General features: G+C 31.6%; 22 protein-coding genes. 4 read left to right on the top strand and 18 right to left on the bottom strand.

Going from position 1 to position 17,613, the window contains the following annotated elements; all coding sequences use genetic code 11:
* Positions 1-136 precede the first annotated feature (136 nt).
* Positions 137-1,528 carry an OmpA family protein gene (locus tag H6X70_RS09375; RefSeq protein WP_194767423.1) on the top strand — a complete coding sequence of 464 codons (1,392 nt, stop codon included), beginning with the start codon at positions 137-139 and terminating at the stop codon, positions 1,526-1,528.
* 59 nt (positions 1,529-1,587) lie between these two features.
* Here H6X70_RS09375 and H6X70_RS09370 read toward each other — a convergent pair whose 3' ends face one another.
* Positions 1,588-2,058, bottom strand: a complete 471-nt coding sequence (locus tag H6X70_RS09370) for a CAP domain-containing protein (RefSeq protein ID WP_228530322.1) — start codon at positions 2,056-2,058, stop codon at positions 1,588-1,590.
* Positions 2,059-2,234: 176 nt separating this feature from the next.
* Positions 2,235-2,882 carry a pyridoxamine 5'-phosphate oxidase gene (gene pdxH, locus H6X70_RS09365; protein ID WP_194767421.1) on the bottom strand — a complete coding sequence of 216 codons (648 nt, stop codon included), beginning with the start codon at positions 2,880-2,882 and terminating at the stop codon, positions 2,235-2,237.
* An 84-nt stretch (positions 2,883-2,966) separates the two neighbouring features.
* Between pdxH and H6X70_RS09360 the strand changes: the two genes are divergently transcribed.
* Positions 2,967-3,383, top strand: coding sequence for a hypothetical protein (locus tag H6X70_RS09360; protein ID WP_194767420.1), 417 nt, complete (start codon positions 2,967-2,969; stop codon positions 3,381-3,383).
* Here the strand turns inward: H6X70_RS09360 and H6X70_RS09355 are convergent.
* From H6X70_RS09355 to H6X70_RS09335, 5 genes are all read right to left on the bottom strand, one after another.
* Positions 3,380-4,285 carry a ribonuclease Z gene (locus H6X70_RS09355; protein ID WP_194767419.1) on the bottom strand — a complete coding sequence of 302 codons (906 nt, stop codon included), beginning with the start codon at positions 4,283-4,285 and terminating at the stop codon, positions 3,380-3,382. The two genes, H6X70_RS09360 and H6X70_RS09355, sit on opposite strands and share 4 nt — an antisense overlap.
* A gap of 82 nt (positions 4,286-4,367) precedes the next feature.
* Positions 4,368-4,700, bottom strand: coding sequence for a ribonuclease Z (locus H6X70_RS09350; protein WP_194767418.1), 333 nt, complete (start codon positions 4,698-4,700; stop codon positions 4,368-4,370).
* Between the two features lie 3 nt (positions 4,701-4,703).
* On the bottom strand, positions 4,704-5,633 hold the full coding sequence (locus tag H6X70_RS09345; protein WP_194767417.1) for an aspartate carbamoyltransferase catalytic subunit: 930 nt from the start codon (positions 5,631-5,633) through the stop codon (positions 4,704-4,706).
* A gap of 80 nt (positions 5,634-5,713) precedes the next feature.
* Positions 5,714-6,253 carry a bifunctional pyr operon transcriptional regulator/uracil phosphoribosyltransferase PyrR gene (gene pyrR, locus H6X70_RS09340; RefSeq protein ID WP_194767416.1) on the bottom strand — a complete coding sequence of 180 codons (540 nt, stop codon included), beginning with the start codon at positions 6,251-6,253 and terminating at the stop codon, positions 5,714-5,716.
* A 240-nt stretch (positions 6,254-6,493) separates the two neighbouring features.
* Positions 6,494-6,793, bottom strand: a complete 300-nt coding sequence (locus tag H6X70_RS09335) for a hypothetical protein (protein WP_194767415.1) — start codon at positions 6,791-6,793, stop codon at positions 6,494-6,496.
* Between the two features lie 234 nt (positions 6,794-7,027).
* Here H6X70_RS09335 and H6X70_RS16910 point away from each other — a divergent pair, with 234 nt between their 5' ends.
* On the top strand, positions 7,028-7,771 hold the full coding sequence (locus H6X70_RS16910) for a transposase (RefSeq protein ID WP_228530321.1): 744 nt from the start codon (positions 7,028-7,030) through the stop codon (positions 7,769-7,771).
* Complete coding sequence (locus H6X70_RS16905; RefSeq protein WP_317171468.1) at positions 7,762-8,595, top strand: transposase; 834 nt, start codon at positions 7,762-7,764, stop codon at positions 8,593-8,595. Before H6X70_RS16910 ends, H6X70_RS16905 begins: the two co-directional genes overlap by 10 nt.
* Before the next feature lie 100 nt (positions 8,596-8,695).
* Here the strand turns inward: H6X70_RS16905 and H6X70_RS09325 are convergent, their stop codons facing one another.
* The 11 genes from H6X70_RS09325 to H6X70_RS16895 form a co-directional block, all read right to left on the bottom strand.
* On the bottom strand, positions 8,696-8,968 hold the full coding sequence (locus H6X70_RS09325; RefSeq protein WP_194767414.1) for a hypothetical protein: 273 nt from the start codon (positions 8,966-8,968) through the stop codon (positions 8,696-8,698).
* A 15-nt stretch (positions 8,969-8,983) separates the two neighbouring features.
* The gene (locus H6X70_RS09320) at positions 8,984-9,397 is read right to left on the bottom strand and encodes a hypothetical protein (RefSeq protein ID WP_194767413.1); all 414 of its coding nucleotides are present in this window, start codon (positions 9,395-9,397) and stop codon (positions 8,984-8,986) included.
* Between the two features lie 209 nt (positions 9,398-9,606).
* Positions 9,607-10,521 (bottom strand): S-4TM family putative pore-forming effector, encoded by a 915-nt coding sequence (locus H6X70_RS09315; RefSeq protein ID WP_194767412.1) that lies wholly within the window; start codon positions 10,519-10,521, stop codon positions 9,607-9,609.
* Positions 10,514-11,497, bottom strand: coding sequence for an SMODS domain-containing nucleotidyltransferase (locus H6X70_RS09310; protein WP_194767411.1), 984 nt, complete (start codon positions 11,495-11,497; stop codon positions 10,514-10,516). The genes H6X70_RS09315 and H6X70_RS09310 overlap by 8 nt, the downstream gene beginning before the upstream one ends.
* A 205-nt stretch (positions 11,498-11,702) precedes the next feature.
* On the bottom strand, positions 11,703-12,554 hold the full coding sequence (locus tag H6X70_RS09305; protein WP_317171467.1) for an IS3 family transposase: 852 nt from the start codon (positions 12,552-12,554) through the stop codon (positions 11,703-11,705).
* Positions 12,554-12,925, bottom strand: a complete 372-nt coding sequence (locus tag H6X70_RS09300) for a transposase (RefSeq protein ID WP_068605397.1) — start codon at positions 12,923-12,925, stop codon at positions 12,554-12,556. Before H6X70_RS09300 ends, H6X70_RS09305 begins: the two co-directional genes overlap by 1 nt.
* 187 nt (positions 12,926-13,112) lie before the next feature.
* Positions 13,113-13,595, bottom strand: coding sequence for a hypothetical protein (locus tag H6X70_RS09295; RefSeq protein WP_228530320.1), 483 nt, complete (start codon positions 13,593-13,595; stop codon positions 13,113-13,115).
* Between the two features lie 706 nt (positions 13,596-14,301).
* The gene (locus H6X70_RS09290) at positions 14,302-14,934 is read right to left on the bottom strand and encodes a hypothetical protein (RefSeq protein WP_194767410.1); all 633 of its coding nucleotides are present in this window, start codon (positions 14,932-14,934) and stop codon (positions 14,302-14,304) included.
* Positions 14,935-15,682: 748 nt separating this feature from the next.
* A complete protein-coding gene (locus tag H6X70_RS09285) occupies positions 15,683-16,435 on the bottom strand; it encodes a hypothetical protein (RefSeq protein WP_194767409.1) in 753 nt (250 codons plus the stop codon).
* Positions 16,436-16,781: 346 nt separating this feature from the next.
* Positions 16,782-17,153 carry a hypothetical protein gene (locus H6X70_RS16900; RefSeq protein WP_228530319.1) on the bottom strand — a complete coding sequence of 124 codons (372 nt, stop codon included), beginning with the start codon at positions 17,151-17,153 and terminating at the stop codon, positions 16,782-16,784.
* Between the two features lie 15 nt (positions 17,154-17,168).
* Positions 17,169-17,411, bottom strand: coding sequence for a GIY-YIG nuclease family protein (locus H6X70_RS16895; protein WP_228530318.1), 243 nt, complete (start codon positions 17,409-17,411; stop codon positions 17,169-17,171).
* Between the last annotated feature and the right edge of the window lie 202 nt (positions 17,412-17,613).

The raw sequence follows: 17,613 nt of genomic DNA, 5'->3' as shown, positions 1-17,613 counted from the left end.
CGGTTTTAGCACAAAGCAAGAATTTCAAATAAAACCAGTTGCATTTAACTCTAAATTTAGTGACTTTGGCGCTTACGAATACAATGGTAAAATTTATTTCACGTCTTCTAGAGATAAAGGTGTTATGGTAAAACATTTGAATCCCCCTAGCAACCAACCATTTTTAGATATTTATGTTATCGATAAAAACAACTTTGACAGTTTAAACATAAATTATAAATATAAAATAAAAGGTGATGTTAACTCTTTTTTTCATGATGGTCCATTAACACTGAGTAAAGATGGAAAAACCATGTACTTTTCTCGAACAGATTTTATTAAAAACAGTTTAGGCAAAGACGAAAGTGGTATTTCCAATCTTAAAATTTATAAAGCATCTTTAATTAAAAATAAGTGGAAAAATATTGAGGAACTTCCTTTTAATAATAACTCTTTTTCTAACACGCATCCCGCTTTAAATGAAGATGATTCTAAGTTGTATTTTTCATCGGACAGACCTGGTGGACATGGGGAATCTGATATTTATTATGTTGATATCTATGAAGAAGGATCCTTTGGAGCGCCTATAAACCTGGGTGATAAAGTAAATACTAAAAAGGAAGACAATTTTCCTTTTGTCAATAATAAAGGGGTTTTGTATTTTTCTTCAAATGGTCATGAAGGCTTCGGGATTTTAGATATTTTTTCAACAGTTTCAAACCAGGATAAAACAATTACAAACGTTATAAATTTGGGAGAGTCTATAAATTCTGGCAACGATGATTTTTCATTTTTTATGAATAAGGACGGCGTGACAGGTTATTTTGCTTCAAATAGAACAAATGGTGTAGGTAGCGATGATATTTACGCTTTTAGTCGCATAAAAAAAGTAACTCTTCAAGGCACAATTTATAATGAAATAGACAACACTGTTATCTCTGATGCACTTTTAACATTAAAGAATACTCAAGGTGAAGAAATTGCATCTTTTTCTTCAGATTCTGAAGGACATTATAATATAAACGTCAACAGAGATTCTGAATATATTGTTACTGTTACGAAAAACGGATACATCAGCTCCTCTACCCCTATAAATTCAAAAGATATTGACGAGACAATCGATGATATCGTTGCAGATTTTTCATTACAACCTATGGATAGTTCAGCGGAAGCTAAAAACGTTAGCACCATTGAGTTGACACCAATATATTTCAAACTTAATAGTGCTAAGATTTCTGAACAATATTCACATGAATTAACAGAAATTGTTGATTTAATGCTGAACAAATATCCTGAAGCTAAAATTAAAATTGCCTCCTATTGTGATTCAAGAGGAGCTTCAAATTACAACCAACTCTTATCTGAAAAAAGAGCTGCAGCGAGTTATAAGTGTTTAATATCAAAAGGGATAGATGCTAACAGAATCATAGAACACAAAGGATTTGGAGAACAAAATTTACTAAATCAATGTGATGGAAGTGTAAATTGTACAGAAAAAGAACACCAAATAAATAGACGCACCAATTTTAGTTTGATAGTGAAAAAGTAAAAGCATAAAAAAACCATCAATTGTAAGTTACTTTTGATGGTTTACAGTTTCTATTAGATTTATTTTTTAATGAAGATATTTGTGAAAAACCAACGTCCTTGGTCATTTTTTTCAGCAGACAAATCGAAATTTGTAAAATCACCTTCAAGATTTGCTTTATGTCCTTCACTATTTAACCAAGCATTTACAACACCTTCAGCGGTACTAAAACCATAAGCCACATTTTCTGATACTTTTTGAGCACCGGCATAGGATTTTAAATAATTGCTACGTGTAAAAAAATGATCGTGAGATACCACATTGTTTCCAACCATATAATCAGTATGTGTATAAGCAACCGATTTTATTAAATCCATGACTTCTAAAGTATTTAATCCCAAAGAAGCTCTATGGGCATTAATTAAATCTAGGACTTCAATTTCTATGACTTTTGTTTCAGTAGGAACTATATTAATTTCAATGGCATCTGATTCATTTTCAATACTATCCGTAGAACAGGAAAATAATAAAAAAGAAACTAACAACGCCATGAATAGCGATTTGGGAAGCAACTTCATGGATTAGTAAATTTAGTTTTACTAAAATAGTAGTCTTTCCTAAAGTTCCAAGTTATTTCATGTTAAATTTGTGTTTTTTATCGGTGTTTTATGTTTTTAATCGATAAACGGTAAGTAAAAACTACAAATTTAATCCGTTTAACGATAAATTAAGGAGATAGTCGGTCGATTTTCCAATCGAAATCTTCTTGAAGTTTATAGCGAATTCGGTCATGTAATCGATTAGGTCGGCCTTGCCAAAATTCAATTTCAACGGGTTTAACAATATAACCGCCCCAATGTTGAGGTCTTATAATTTCTTTACCTTCATAAACATTTTCAAGCTCTTTAAGTTTATCTTCAAGAAATTGTCTGTTTTTAACCACATCACTTTGGTTGGACACTAACGCCCCTATTTGGCTACCTCTTGGTCGAGATTCAAAATAGCCATCGCTTAAATTAGCAGCAATCTTTTCAACTTTACCTTTTATTATAACTTGGCGCTCTGCTCCATTCCAAAAAAAGGAAAGACAAACATTTGGGTTCGCTTCTATAGCTTTACCTTTTTCACTATTATAATTGGTGTAAAATATAAAGCCTTCATAGGTGTATTTTTTTAGAAGCACAACACGGTTTTTAGGATAACCATCTAGCCCTAAGGTTGATACCGTCATCGCATTAGTTTCATCCTGTGTAAAATAAGTATCCACTTCATGAAACCATTTTTGAAACAATTCAATAGGATTTTCTGGGACTTGACTTAAAAGTAACTCGCCTTTTTCGTAGGACTTCCTATAATTGCTTAAATCTTTTTCCATAAGTTAAAATTAACAAAAAAATATATTTTTTAACTAAAATATTGAGCGAAACATAACTAAATTTGCAGTCCCTAAGTAACTATTATGAAATTCGAAAATTCCCCTCTAAGCGAATCGTTTAGCTATCATAAACTTGAAATGCCTTTTGGCGATTTTTTTTTATGTGAAAACTTCATCATAGCCGAAATACACACAGGTGTACATTTCGATTGGCAAAAAATTGGTATGGCCGCTAAAGAGATTATTGCCCATTATGGTCTTGACTCTAAAGTTGGATATATTTCCAATCGTGTAAATTCTTATTCTGTCGATCCTCAAGATTGGGCTAATATTAGTAACAATAGCAATCAATTAATCGGAACTGCTATTGTTTATTATAACCACATGACTGAATTAAATGCGCAATTAGAAAAGCGATTTGCAACAGCCTTAAATATGCATACCTGTTATTCTTTGGAAGAAGCTATTGATTGGGTTAACAACTTAAAAATAGCTCTTTAAAACTCGAAGGTTTTTCCGTCTTTCGCTAATTCAACATTTTCGAAAACAGTTTTTGCTTCATTTTTAAAAACTTGAATGTTGTCGTATCGCGTTGAATAATGCCCAAGAATTAATGTACCAACCTGGGCTTGTTGGGCTATATGAGCAGCTTGTTTTGCTGTAGAATGCTTGGTTTTGGTTGCTAAATTTGCATGTTTATCTAAAAAAGTAGATTCATGATATAACACATCTACGTGTTTAATTAAAGGTACAATATCCTCTTTATACATGGTATCGCTACAAAAGGCATAACTTTTAGGTTTAGGTCCTGCTTTTGTTACACTTTCGTTTTTTATAAGAATACCGTCTTCATTTTCTACATCGAAACCTTGAGTTAATTTACGGTAATAGGCCACATTTATATTTGCTTCTTCAGCAGCATAAACATTCAATTTCCTATCGCCTTCTTTTTCTTTAAAAAGATAGCCATTGGTATAAATTCTATGATTTAATGGAATAGTATGTACTTCTACTTTATCGTCTTCAAAAATTAATTCCGATTCGCTAGAGGTTAATTCATGAAAATACAGATTATAATTTGTCCATGAATCGGCTAATTTCATTTGAAGCACCACAATCTCTTTAATGCCTTTGGGACCATAAATGTGTAAATCAGTTTCGCGGGTAAGCAATCTAAATGTTGAAATAAGCCCCACCAAACCAAAAAAATGATCGCCGTGTAAATGCGATATAAAAATATGCTTTATTCTATTGAATTTAATTTTATGTTTGCGCAACTCAACCTGTGTACCTTCACCACAATCGATTAAAAACATGTGGTTATTTATTTCTAATACTTGTGAAGTGGTGTTGTTTAAAGTTCGTGGTGTTGCACTATAACAGCCTAAAATTGATAATTTCATTTAATCCCTGTTAATTTGTATCATGCCATAACGTTAAGGAGATTTAAATAAAACTCAAACGACAAATACGTTATGTAAATGTTTAAAATCCTAAATCGCGTTCCATATCTTCCATTTCAATTAGGTCGTATGCCTCTTGAAGTGTTGGAACCACAACGATTTCTTCGGGAACAACATCTAAATCAATTTTATTAGTAACCACTACAAAGGATTGTTTTGTGCCTCTGTGGGTTTTTGAAAGTTCTAAAAACTCAACAATATCTGCTTTACCAAAAGCTCCTAATGTATTTAAGGCAACAATAATATTGTTGTTTTTAAATTTCGGGTATAGCGCTTGTATTTTTTTAACTAATTCTATAATCGTAGCTTTTTCTTGCGTGATTATTGAAGTATTTCCGTTTTGGTCTAAAATCATAATCTACTGTTTTATTTTTGATGCTAATAAATATATAACGGCCATTCTAACGGCAACGCCATTCTGAACCTGATCTAGTATAATAGACTGTTTAGAGTCGGCCACATCACTGGTAATCTCTACTCCTCTATTTATTGGTCCAGGGTGCATAATTGTAATTTCTTTATCTAAAGAATCGAGTAAGTTTTTATCAACGCCGTATTGCTGGGTATATTCTCTTGTAGATGGAAAATAACTAATATCCATTCGTTCGTTTTGAACACGGAGCATATTTGCTACATCGCACCAATTCAAGGCTTTACGTAAATTTGTTTCAACTTTTACTCCAAGTTTGTCAATGTATTTTGGAATTAATGTTTTTGGTCCACAAACCATAACTTGAGCGCCTTGTAATTGTAAAGCAAATATGTTTGAAAGCGCTACACGACTGTGTAAAATATCACCAACAATAACCACTTTTTTTCCTTTAACATCACCTAATTTTTCACGTATTGAATAAGAATCTAATAAGGCTTGAGTAGGATGTTCATGAGCACCGTCTCCTGCATTTACAATGCTTGCATTAACGTGTTTGGAAAGAAATACGCCGGCTCCAGGATTGGGATGACGCATAACCACCATATCTACTTTCATAGACAAAATGTTATTTACTGTATCTATTAAAGTTTCACCTTTTTTAACCGAAGATTGTCCTGAAGAAAAATTAATCACATCGGCCGATAAACGTTTTTCGGCAAGCTCGAAAGATAATTTTGTTCTTGTAGAATTTTCAAAAAATAAATTGGCAATGGTAATATCACGTAAAGAAGGCACCTTTTTAATAGGTCTGTTAATCACTTCTTTAAAATGATCGGCTGTTTCAAAAATAAGTTGGATATCTTGTTTGTTAAGATATTTAATTCCTAATAAGTGATTGACACTTAATTCGCTCATTATACTAGTTAAAAGTTAAAAGCTAAAAGTTAAAAATGACTTAAGGCAGTCAACATTAACTAAAACCTTTGTTGTTTATATTATTTTTCAATTAAGTAAACAGCATCTTCATGATCATGTTCCTTCCAGTTTACTTTTACTTTTTCATTGTTAATCACATCAACCTGACGCCCTCTATAATCTGGTTGAATAGGTAAATGCCTGCTAAAACGTCTGTCTATAAGGGTTAAGAGTTCTATTTCGTTAGGCCTTCCAAAGGATTGAATGGCTGTTAAAGCTGCTCGAATGCTTCTTCCTGTATATAAAACATCATCGACAAAAACGATATTTTTATCTTCAACTAAAAAATTAATTTTTGTGGTATTCGCTTCTAAGGGCTTCTCACCTCTTCTAAAATCATCCCTAAAAAAAGTGATGTCTAAATGACCTAATTTTATGTTTTTAACCTTGTAATCGTCTGTCAAAATTTTAGCCAATCTATCAGCTAAAAATACACCACGTGGCTGTAAACCAATAAGTACGGTGTTAGAAAAATCGTTATGTTTTTCAATAAGTTGACAAGCCAAACGGTGAAGAATGATGTTTACCTCTTTTTCGTTAAGTAAAACTTTCTGACTCATATACTATGCAAAACCTAAATTGAATAACAAATGTACAGCAAAAAATTAGAAGTTGAAACCATTAACACTAAACTTTAATTGGCTTTTCTTTTCCTGAAGCCTATTGCAATTGTAAGATCTAAATGTTTTTTATTTATGAAGAGCTATATTACATCTATTTAGGACAGATTAAAATTACGTAAGACGGTTTTTATTTGTTCTGCAATCTTAATTCTACTCTAATTTTTCAATAACCTTTAATTATTTCTTGTATAAAGGAATTCTTTTAGCTAAATATTTTAAAGTAATTTTATATGCATCTTGAGTGTTCCAAAAGGACGTATGCTCTTGACTATAAATATTAACCCCTTTATCATTGAATATATTCATTGTCATAGAAGTCGCATAATTCTGAGTATTGGTTGATATAGAAGACCCATAAGATAGGCTTTTTCCATTATCTAAAGGGTTTCCTATTAAATGCCCACTCCTATCAACATAAGGTTTTTCGTTTCTATTGCTTTTTTTGGTTTCAGAATAAATATTTATACTTCTAATCAAGATTAAAACTATAGTTAGCGAGGAATTTTGGCCTCATCTAATTCAACATCTTTACGTCAGTTACGGGTTAAATTAGCGATTATTTTCGGTTAAACACAAGCGTTAGCAATTCCGCGTGGATTCGGATGTAGTCGAATCCGCCGTAATTGCGGTTATACATTGTGCCTGTTGCACAAGTTAAGAAAAAAGCTTTAATGAGGTTGTATAAAAAAGCGTGATTTCTTATCTTTATATATGCAGGGAAAAAAGACTTATCAAGAGAAGCTATTCAATCATTTTAGGCTTAGCGACCGGGTGCCAGAAGCCAATTTCTATCGTCGTCTTCACACAGCTATAGACCTTAATTTTCTATACAAAACAACTCAGAATTTCTATGGGTCGAGCGGTCAAAAGAGTATCGATCCTATCGTTTTTTTTAAGTTTTGTTTGGTGGGCTATTTAGAGAATATTACAAGCGATCGTAAACTTATTGCCCATTGTAGTATGCGCTTAGATATCTTGTATTTTTTAGGGTATGACATCGACGAAGAATTGCCATGGCATTCTACCATTAGCCGTACACGGCAATTATTTCCAGAAGCCATTTTTGAATCTGTTTTTACCAAAGTTTTTGAACTATGTGTGTCGGTAGGTATGGTCGCAGGTTATACTCAAACTATCGATTCTGCACCTGTAAAAGCCAATGCTTCCATGGATACATTAGAACTTAAAGTTCCTGAAGAAGATTTAGAGAATCACCTTCGCCAAGTTCGTAACATTAGCAATCGAGACAAGAATAAACCTTTAAGACAATCTAAAGAAAATAAAGCAGACAAAGATCAACAAACCTTATCGGCTTCTAACAATGAATTACAAGCCGTAATACGAAATGGGCAAAGGATCAAGATGCTCGTCCAGGAGCAGGTGCTAAAGGCAGTCGCTACACCAGTAATAAAACCCATTACAGTCCAACCGATCCCGATGCGCGTATTAGTGTAAAACCAGGTAAGGCAAGAAAACTAAATTATCATAGTCAGCTTACAGTAGATACCGCAAACCATGTGATAAGCGATATAAAAGCATACCATGCAGATGGTAAAGACAGTCAACATCTTCCCGATATCGTGAGACGTGTAAAACAACGGCTTTGGAAATCAGAACTCGTTTGGGAAAATTGTGTCGCCGACACGGGTTATAGTAGCGGAGAGAATTATGCTTTTCTAGAAGCTATAGGTTTAAAAAGTTTTATACCCGCGCATGGAACTTATAAAGGAGGTCCTGATGGATTTACCTATCACGAAAAAGAGGATTATTATACCTGCTCTCAAGGAAAGATAATCCCATTTAAGAAGGTGTTTATTGAAAAAAAGAATCACACGAAAAAGAAGGAATATCGTGGTTCAAAACAGTTGTGTTTAGATTGTCCCATTCGCACAGCATGTCTAGGTAAATCAGCACAGGAAAAGAAGTTTACTGTTACCTATTATCGAGAAGAATACCAGCGTAATATAACCCGAGTAAATAGTAGTCAAGGGCGTTATATGAAAGGAAAACGGCAAAGCACCGTCGAACCCGTATTTGGAACCCTGACACAGTTTATGGGCTTAAACAAGGTAAATACCATTGGTATAAAACAGGCTAATAAATGCATGCAACTTTCTGCTATTGCTTACAATCTCAAAAAATATATGAAATTTATAGAAAAACGCACTAAAAGTGTTGCTGGAGCACTTGCTCTTTATTTTTGTATCAAAAACACCTTATATAAAGTTATAAACACCCTTTTTAGCCCTTTTAAAATAGCTAAAATTTTAAGTGTATAAAAAAAAACCGCCTTTAAAGACGGTTTTTAATTATAGTGCTACTATTTATTTGGGGCTTGTGCAACGATTACCGTTGTTGTAAGTAGTTTTTTATTCAAATTCAAATTAGATATAAAATTATCAAAGTCAAAATTATAAAGATGATTGCAATAGTTATCAGTTCCTTTTTTCTTTCCGATTTTGCTTTTTTTCGAATGTCATTTTTTACTTTCTCCAATTCAGTTTCTGATAGTTTTGGGAAATTATATTCAGGTTTTGAATCAGAACTTTTATAGCTTGACAAATTTCTGTCATTCCTTGCTTGCCTTTTTTGGTTTCGTTCTATTTTTCTTGCTAATGTTGCTTTAAACTGTGATAAACTTCCGTCTGCCATTTTATTGTAGTTTTTTCATTCCGCAAGATTTGATTTTGCTATCCTTTTTTTTACGTTATTCAAATCGAATTCGCTTTCCCAAATATCCACTTTGCTATTTTCCACGTAATAGTTCTCAATGAATAAATCAGCAAATTGGTCAGCATTTAATTCAGTTCCGTCATTTTTTGCGATTTCAGAATTCCGCAACCATAAGTCCTTAATTGCAATTTCAATGGTATCTGATAAATTCAGTACTTTTTTTATTGTTTTTTTCCAGTCATTAAAGTCAGTCGAAAAAACATTATCAAGATTAATATTTCTAATCAATTCGCTTTTTTCAGTCGGTAGTTCTTTTAAAGTATCCAATATGAAAGCTTTAAAAAACACATTGATATTCATATCAGTTTTTGGTGGTTCAGGTTTCTTTTTCCAACTAAAAAGTTTCATTGATTACGTTTTTCTTAAATTACTTACAACGTCCCTGTATATGAAACGTAGCGTTTAAAAAGACGATATCGTTTCGGATTATACACGAGCCAAATTTTTTTAATTTTCTTTTTATCTTTAATTTACTAAAAGCCAAATTAAAAAATTTGGCGGTTTTTACAAATACACAAAAACCTCTCGGAAAGCCTGTAAAAGCTATGTTTTATATACTATGTTGTACGCAGTATTTTTACCCTTTCTTCCATTGAATAATTCATTTCATCCTCAAGTTTTGGTCTTAAAGAATTATAAATAAAATCAGGAATCATAGGGCTTAAAAGTCTGTTATTATATATTCTATCTTGAATATTTCTCAAGTGTTCTTTAGCAATATTATCATTAATATTAGTTTTTGATAATGTCGATTCAATCAGGTTTCTCAAATGATTTAGGTTATCAATTGATTCTGTATTTGAATTGATTTCTTTGTAAGCAAACATAAAAACTGGAATTGATGGCAGTATAACCTCAATAAGAAAACCTTGTAAACTTAAATCGTTCATAAGAGCGATTACTAAAAGAATAGTAAAAGTTATTGAGCTAATTAAGTAAACTAAATATTTATAGCGTTTGCGTACTGAAAAGTCATATGTAATATTCGTACGTTGACAAAGTAAACTTGCAACGTTAGTATCAACTTTTTTTATAGCTAAAGAATACCAATTAGTAACTTTTTCAACAATCTTTTGATTTTCTTTATGCTTTAAAGAATATCGTCTAATAATCTCTCTGTCTATAAGAACTAAATTTAATGTCTCATTTACTGGGATGTCAAGCACTTTAGTATCAAAAGTTTCCTTTATCGATGCTGCAATTTTTTTTAATCTATCAATAGTACTTTCTAAAATCTTTTCTCCAACTGCTGCGATAATTGTGTACAAAACAAATATATAGCTTGCTTCATCAATGAAGGTTGGATTTGTTTTAATTACCAAAGAAATAATAATTGGAAGTGGTACTGAAATAAAAATTAATAAACCTTGATAATTCTTGGCTATTGAATAGACCCTTTTTTGAGCAAGCAATTCATTAATATGAATATCCTTGTTTTGCTTTTTTAATATTTTTTTTCCTTTATTAGCCATATGTTGGGAAGTTTGCTCCGAAAATTTCTCCCCAAAGATTAATTGATTTTTTTTGGTCTTTCTCTGTTATTTCAGCATAGACAGCCTGTTTTGCTTTTTCATATGCCCAATCTGCTTTTCTTGAAATCGCTTCTTTTTCTGCAAATGAATATGTGTTCATATCTCCTTGAAATCCTTTTGGGTCATAAACAGAATTTAGGATTGCAGAAATTAAATAGTAAAAAAAATCTCTTACATTAATGTCATTATAATCGTTTAATTCTGCTCTTGAATTCACAAAATTTATTACAATATTTTCAAAAAGATAAGATGAGATAGTATGGGTTGAGTTTCTCCTATTCCAATATTTCAATGTTCTAACAAGTTGTAAAACAAGGGTTTTATTGTCTTGATTAGCAGTTGTAATTCTATTTTGGTCAATTCTTGGGTCAGTTGGTTTCCAATTGCCATTACCATCAGGAATTAAATAAATGTCAGTATCTGTTTTGAAGCAAGGAACAATATCGAACACCCATTCGTAAGATGATAAATTTAGTGTTGCTGCTTCTCCACGACTATTAATTTCGGCTGACTTGTATTGTTCAATAGTAGATAGTGAATTTTTGAATTTATTGACAACTCTTCTTGAATTCAAAACATCGGAATCGGATAAATATTTTAATCTGTAACCAGCATTTGGTGTATGAATGGTGTATTCATTTCCATATTTAGAATAATATGCTCCATTGGCACCCAAACAGAACATTAAATCAACATCGTCTAATTCGCGGATTTTTGTTCTTCTTTCAAAAGAGCCATAATTAATGTGCCAACCATCATATTTATAAGGGAAATTTAGGTCGTCTTTATTTTCAAGTCCGTTTAATTGCCCATATAACCAATTTCTACTGGCTCTTGCCTTATCTGTTCTGTCCTTCAATAAATTCACATAATCTTTATTGAAGGTGCTGAAAGCTGAATTTACTGATGTCGCCATTTAGTTTAGTTATATATTTCTTCAAGGCTTAAGGCTATTGATGAAATTAAATTAATTCTGATATTCAATATGTTATAATCAGATTCGAATTCATTTTTCCAATAAAGATGCCAATTATTATTGACTGTCAAAATGTCAAAAAAATGTTAAAAGTGTCAGTGGGATATGTCTCGTCCTAAAATATGGCTACAGTTAAAAAATGAATTTAAGCAGCTAAATTATAAACCATATTAGGTGTTTTGAAGTCTAAAGATAAGTGTAATCTTATTTCGTTATATAAATTAATTGCATTTTTTGTTGCTCTCTTAGCATGCGCCATACTATCAAAGGTTTGATCAAGATAAAACTCATTTTTGAGTATGCCGTTAACGCGTTCAGCCATAGCGTTTTCGTAACAATGATTTTCTTCAGTCATGCTAATGCCTATTTTTTTTCTTTTAAGTATTTGTGTGTACACATTACTGCAATACTGAATTCCTCTGTCTGAGTGATGTATGAGTCCTTTAACGTTTTTAGCTTGGTATAGCGCTTTATTAAGTGCTCTTACGCAGCCATTTAACTCCAGGCTGTCACTGAGGTCATAACCAACGATTTTACGAGAATACATATCCGTTATAAGGGCTAAATAACAGAAGCCTTTTATGGTTCTGATGTATGTGATATCACTTATCCAGACTTGATTAGGTTCTGTAACTTCTAGGTCTTTAATGATGTTTTTGTACTTGTAGAATCTGTGCAATGAATTGGTGGTTCTAGTACTGTATTTTTTTCTAAGTGTGAGCATATTGTGTTTTCTAAGGATGTTAAATAAAGTGTCTCTACCTATTTTTAAGTTAGCATTAGTAAACTCTAGGTCTAATGATTTTAAAAGTTTCCTAACGCCTTCTCTAGGAAGGGATTTGCGTCTTTGCTTTACTATTTCGACAACCTTTTGTTCAATCTGTAAACGCTTTTCCTCTCTACGTTTGAATTTGTAGTAGGCATCGCGTTTAACCCCGAAAGATTCTGTAATGGTGTCTAAAGATGCAAATCCCTCAGACTTATCTCTAGCTTTAATTAAGGCTTGATATTTAGCTTTTTTTTTAATTCAAGGATGGATTTGTAGCCCAGCTGTTCCGCAGCTACCTCAAGGTATGATTCATCCACAAGGGCGTCCATATCCTTTTTTAAAAGTAGTTTTTTAAGCTGTTCAATTTCCTTTTGAAGCTCTTTAATACGTGTAATTTCATCTTTAGTTTTCACAGTTACTCTTGTGTTCATAAGGTCTTTACGGTTATACTTTTTAACCCATTCATTAATGGTTGTAGGGGCAATACCGTATGCCTTACCTAATTGATACTTGTTTAGTTTTCCAGTAGTAAGTTCGTCTAAAATTTTCAGTTTAAAGGGTTCTGAATACCGTCTGATTACTTTGTCGTTTTTATACATAATGTTTAAAATTATGTAGCCTTTATTCAGGACGGGTCAATATTACTGGCAACGGTCTCGTATAACCGTCAGTTACGGGTTTATATGCGTTAATTTTCGGTTAAGTACTGACGCTCGCAATTCCGAATGGATTCGGACGTAGTCGAATCCGCCGTAATTGCGGTTATACATTGTTGTAAAACGTTTTTTATTCATCTACAACTCCAATAAATTTTAAATATTCAATTTCGGTATCATAGATTTCGAGTAAGTTTTCTTTTGTTAAGTCAACTTTTTCTTGATTCAGAGCATATTCCGCAAGTTCATTAACATCTAATTCAACATTTGGTTCAGTTTCGTTTTCAGAATTCGGATTCTCGGAAATCAGTCCAATATTATTCATATAGTTTTCTTCCGCAATTAATGCGTCACGAATTAAATTCAAGTCAGATGCTTTTTTGTTCAGTTTTAATGCGATAAAACAAGTTGCTTCGTTTAAATCATAGATTTGTTTTCCAACATTATTCTCATTTACAGAACAAATTGATTCATTTATTAAAACTGGTTTTTCAGATGAGCCATAATTATCAGCTTTCTTGCCCATAGCAGTTCCTATAAAAATCATAACTCCGATTAATATTAAACTCCCAATTCCGAGAATAACTAATAATATGTCCAGTACTTTCTTCAAATGTTTTACAACGGTTTCGTGTATGATTTGTGGCGTGATTCTGCACCAAATTTAGTTAATAAAAACGGAATAGAAAATCCGCAAGGGTTTTCGTAAGCAAACTAAAACAAGCCATGAATTATACACGTTGTTCTACGCAGTTTTATTTATTATTTAAATTTCAGTTGTAATTAATAATGATGTTTATCTTAAATTTTTAATAATATCTGCTTTTCAATCCGCAATATTCGTCCGCAACGTTATGACATAAAGTTATTCAACCAAAACTTTGGATTTCAAAAATGGTTATCGTCAAAAACTGAATTTTGGAAAACTTTTTAAAGCAATTTTTCCGCAACATTTAACGGTTCTGTTTTTAAGCTAAAACTTTTCGTGAAGCTCAATTTTCGATGTAAAAAAATGAATTTTGACAAATCCTTAAATTCAACATTTTCCGCACGTTTTGAAAATCCGTTTGAGTGATAAATTCCGCGTAATTTTATGAAAATCAGTTGTTTTTAAAATCAGTTTTATTAATCTTAAAAATCGAAAAACTCTAAATGAAGCATCAAATAATATTGATTTGGCAAATTGCGTAGAACGTGTTTGTATATGGTTTGTTGCGTGGTTTAAGCACTAAATATAGCAAATAAAAACCGAATAGAAAATCCGCGAAAATTTTCGTAAGTAGGCTAGAACTAGCAATAAATTATATACGGTGTTGCCATTAGTTTTTTCTTGGTGTTATATTCATTTCTTTTTCGGTTTTTGCCTTAAAAACATCAATTAAATCACTCCAAAAAATAATTAATTTCATTAGGAAGTTCGAAAAATCTGAAATAGTTTTCACACTTATAGGTTTATCAATGTTCTTTAAATTTTCAAAATATATTATAAAGTCTTCATCATAATGAGCTCCAGCTTTATTTCGGAAAGTAGAAATTAGATTTTCGTATTTATGCTCTTTTTTTAACTTTCGTAAGTTTTTATTTATTGTTAAGTATTCAGATTCTAACTCAGGGAAATCTGAATTAATTAGATATCTTATCTTTTTTTGATGTTTTCCAAAAGTCTTTATCGATTCGTAAATAACTACAAATCCACTTTTCAGATAAAATTTTCTTTCCCAATTCGTTTCACAATCTATAAGACCTCTTAAAGATGATGCAATATCTAAAAAACAAGAAGTAAAAAAACACACAATTTTAAGATGTTTTTTTATTTCCGCAATACTATTTTCTGCGGTTTGAGTATTTCCTTTTAGTCCTCCTTTTTCTATTAAATCTAATAAGCTATAAGCCTCGTTTAATTGACTTTGATAGTGTTTTATATGAAATAGAATTTCCTCTCTATTGTTCAATTTTTTTCTGGTTTACGAATTTTTTTTTAAATTAATGGCAACGGTCTCGTGTATGATTTGTGGCGTGATTCAGCAACGAATTTAATAAATAAAAACCGAATAGAATATTCCGCAGGAATATTCGTAAGTAAGCTTGAACTAGCCATTAATTATACACATTGTTGTGCTTTCGTTGCTTTTTTATCCGCAATATTCAGCTATTATTAATTTCCGAAAATTTCAAATTTAAGATCTGATAATATTAAAATGCACAAATTATCTTTTTGCGTTTCGCTATAATCCCACTCCCCTTTTCACGCTTCTACTTTCTTTTTAAGTCCGCAATATTTGTCAAATAATATTTCATTTGAAAACTTTGAATAAAATCCGAAAAATTGTGTTTTAATTGAGCTTTCTTTTATTTCCGCAACATCATTTTTCGTTTCCATAAATCTCAAAAGTGAAAAATCCTCAATATTTCTCAATTGAATCTATAAACAATATAACTTGTTAAAAATATCCGCAAACTTGCTAAAAGTCAGAAGCTGTTTTGTGATATTTTAATGTCAAAATTTTTATAATATTTGGATTCATTTTTTCCGCGTCTGAGTGAGCTCAGCAATGAAGCACAACGGTTTCGTGTATGATTTGTGGCGTGATTCTGCACCAAATTTAGTAAATAAAAACGAATAGAATATTCCGCAGGAATATTCGTAAGTAAGCTTGAACTAGCCATGAATTATACACGTTGTTGGCAACAGGCTTTTATTTATTCAACTAATTTCAATTCAGTTCGTTTTGTCTTTTTTAGTTTCTCTATTTCTAAATCAGTTAAATTCCAATTGTAGATCCGATTATTGACTTCACTTAAATTTCCAAATTCTGATATAATTTTCTTTTGTTCTGAATTTGATAAATGTGATTTATTCAAATAGTTTATTGGATATAAATTCTTTATTGTTCCGTTTAAAATATTGATTTTAGTTGAAGTCCAAATGTGGTCTTTTTCAAAAATTTTGACTGAAGTTGAAAATAACCCTTTCTTAATTTTTCTTTCAGTCCCAGAGTCATAATTCGAGTCTAATTTTGTTGTATATCCATAATCAAAATCTAATTCGTTTATTAAAACTCTATTCAATTCTAAAATTGAATCTTTATCACAATATTTTGTGCTTATTTGAAGACAAAAGTCAATTGTTCCTTTTTCAGGTTTTTCATTTAAACTCAGCATTTGATTGCTGATAGAAAAATATGTCTTTGTATTTTCAGAATCGAAATCGACAAAGCAATAAACCACTTCTTTATTAGATTTTAATACTTTTTCGAATCCGCTTTTGGTTTTATAAAATGATTGATAATTAATATCAAAAGCTTTTGCTTTAAGTTCAGTTAATTGTTCAATTCGGTCAATACACAAAAGAATATTAGATTCCATTTCAAACGTTTCTGCTGAAATTTGGTCAGTCAGTTTGAATAGCTTGATTATCCAATTTTCTGTTAGATTTTTGTTTAGGAAGTTCATTTTTCAGCTTGTTGCCAACGGTCTCGTGTATGATTAGTGGCGTGATTTAGCATGGAAGTTAACAAATAAAAACCGAATAGAATATTCCGCAGGAATATTCGTAAGTAAGCTCGAACTAGCCATTAATTATACACCTTGTTAGCAGCTGCCTTTTCCTTTATTCCGCCAACATTATTTCGTTAAAATTAATGTCAAATTCTTGTTCTAAATATTCTATTGTTTTCGGTTGACCTTGCAAAGAAGCCTTGATTAATTGAGAGGAAAAAAGTCCGTTGTTAGATTTCCATTTTCCGTATTTTCTGTCAACACTTTTAATCCACTCAATTCTTACTGGAAATTCCGAGTTCTAGTTGTCACAATTGTTATAAATATCCAAAGTTTTTAAATCAAGCGTGTTTAATAATTTTCCGTCAATTTTAAAATCATTTACTCTAACTGCTTGTTCTTTTACTCGTCCAATTCCAACATAACCTTTTCCTTTTAAATATGCAGCAACAATGTCACCTTGCATTAATGTTCGGATTGGGTCGCTGTATTTTCTGTCTTGACCTGCTGATAAAAACCCATATTTTCTACAATCGTCCCAATGTCTATGGTCGCCTTCTCCGACATTTACGTAATAAAGTCCATTTTTAAAATCAAAATGAGCTAAATCAAGATGCATAGTGTCATGAGGTCGAAATTTCTCAGCAAAATGTCCTGACGATTGATTGGTCAAGTTTTTTCCTAATTTCTAAATTAATGTTTTTTCTATCAAAAAAGCCTCTCTTTCGGTCAGTTCTTTGGCAATCACTTTTATTATCGGTCTCAAACCAGCTTTTTGGATTACTTTAATCCGTTTTGATTTTTCGGAATCCGAGTTGTCTTTCAGATGAGCATCTTTTCGGTTTCCTTTTCCTTTACCGTAGTAAAATTCCTCAAAATTTCTTGGATCAATATAGACGTAAACGTAATATTCGGCTGTTTTTTCTTTCAATCTCAATGTTTCTTTAGGTTGCTGCTAACGTGTTTGTATATGGTTTGTTGCGTGGTTTAAGCACCTAATTTAGCAAATAAAAACCGAATAGAAAATCCGCGAGGATTTTCGTAAGTAGGCTAGAACTAGCAATAAATTATATACGGTGTTGTAAAACGTTTTTATATTGTCTTTTCTATTAGTTTTTTTATAAAAAATTCAG

Origin of the sequence: Tamlana sp. I1 (assembly GCF_015355625.1) — a bacterium.
Taxonomy (GTDB): domain Bacteria; phylum Bacteroidota; class Bacteroidia; order Flavobacteriales; family Flavobacteriaceae; genus Pseudotamlana.
Note: the sequence above shows the minus strand (reverse complement) of the source record. Positions and strands in the feature narration are given on the sequence as shown.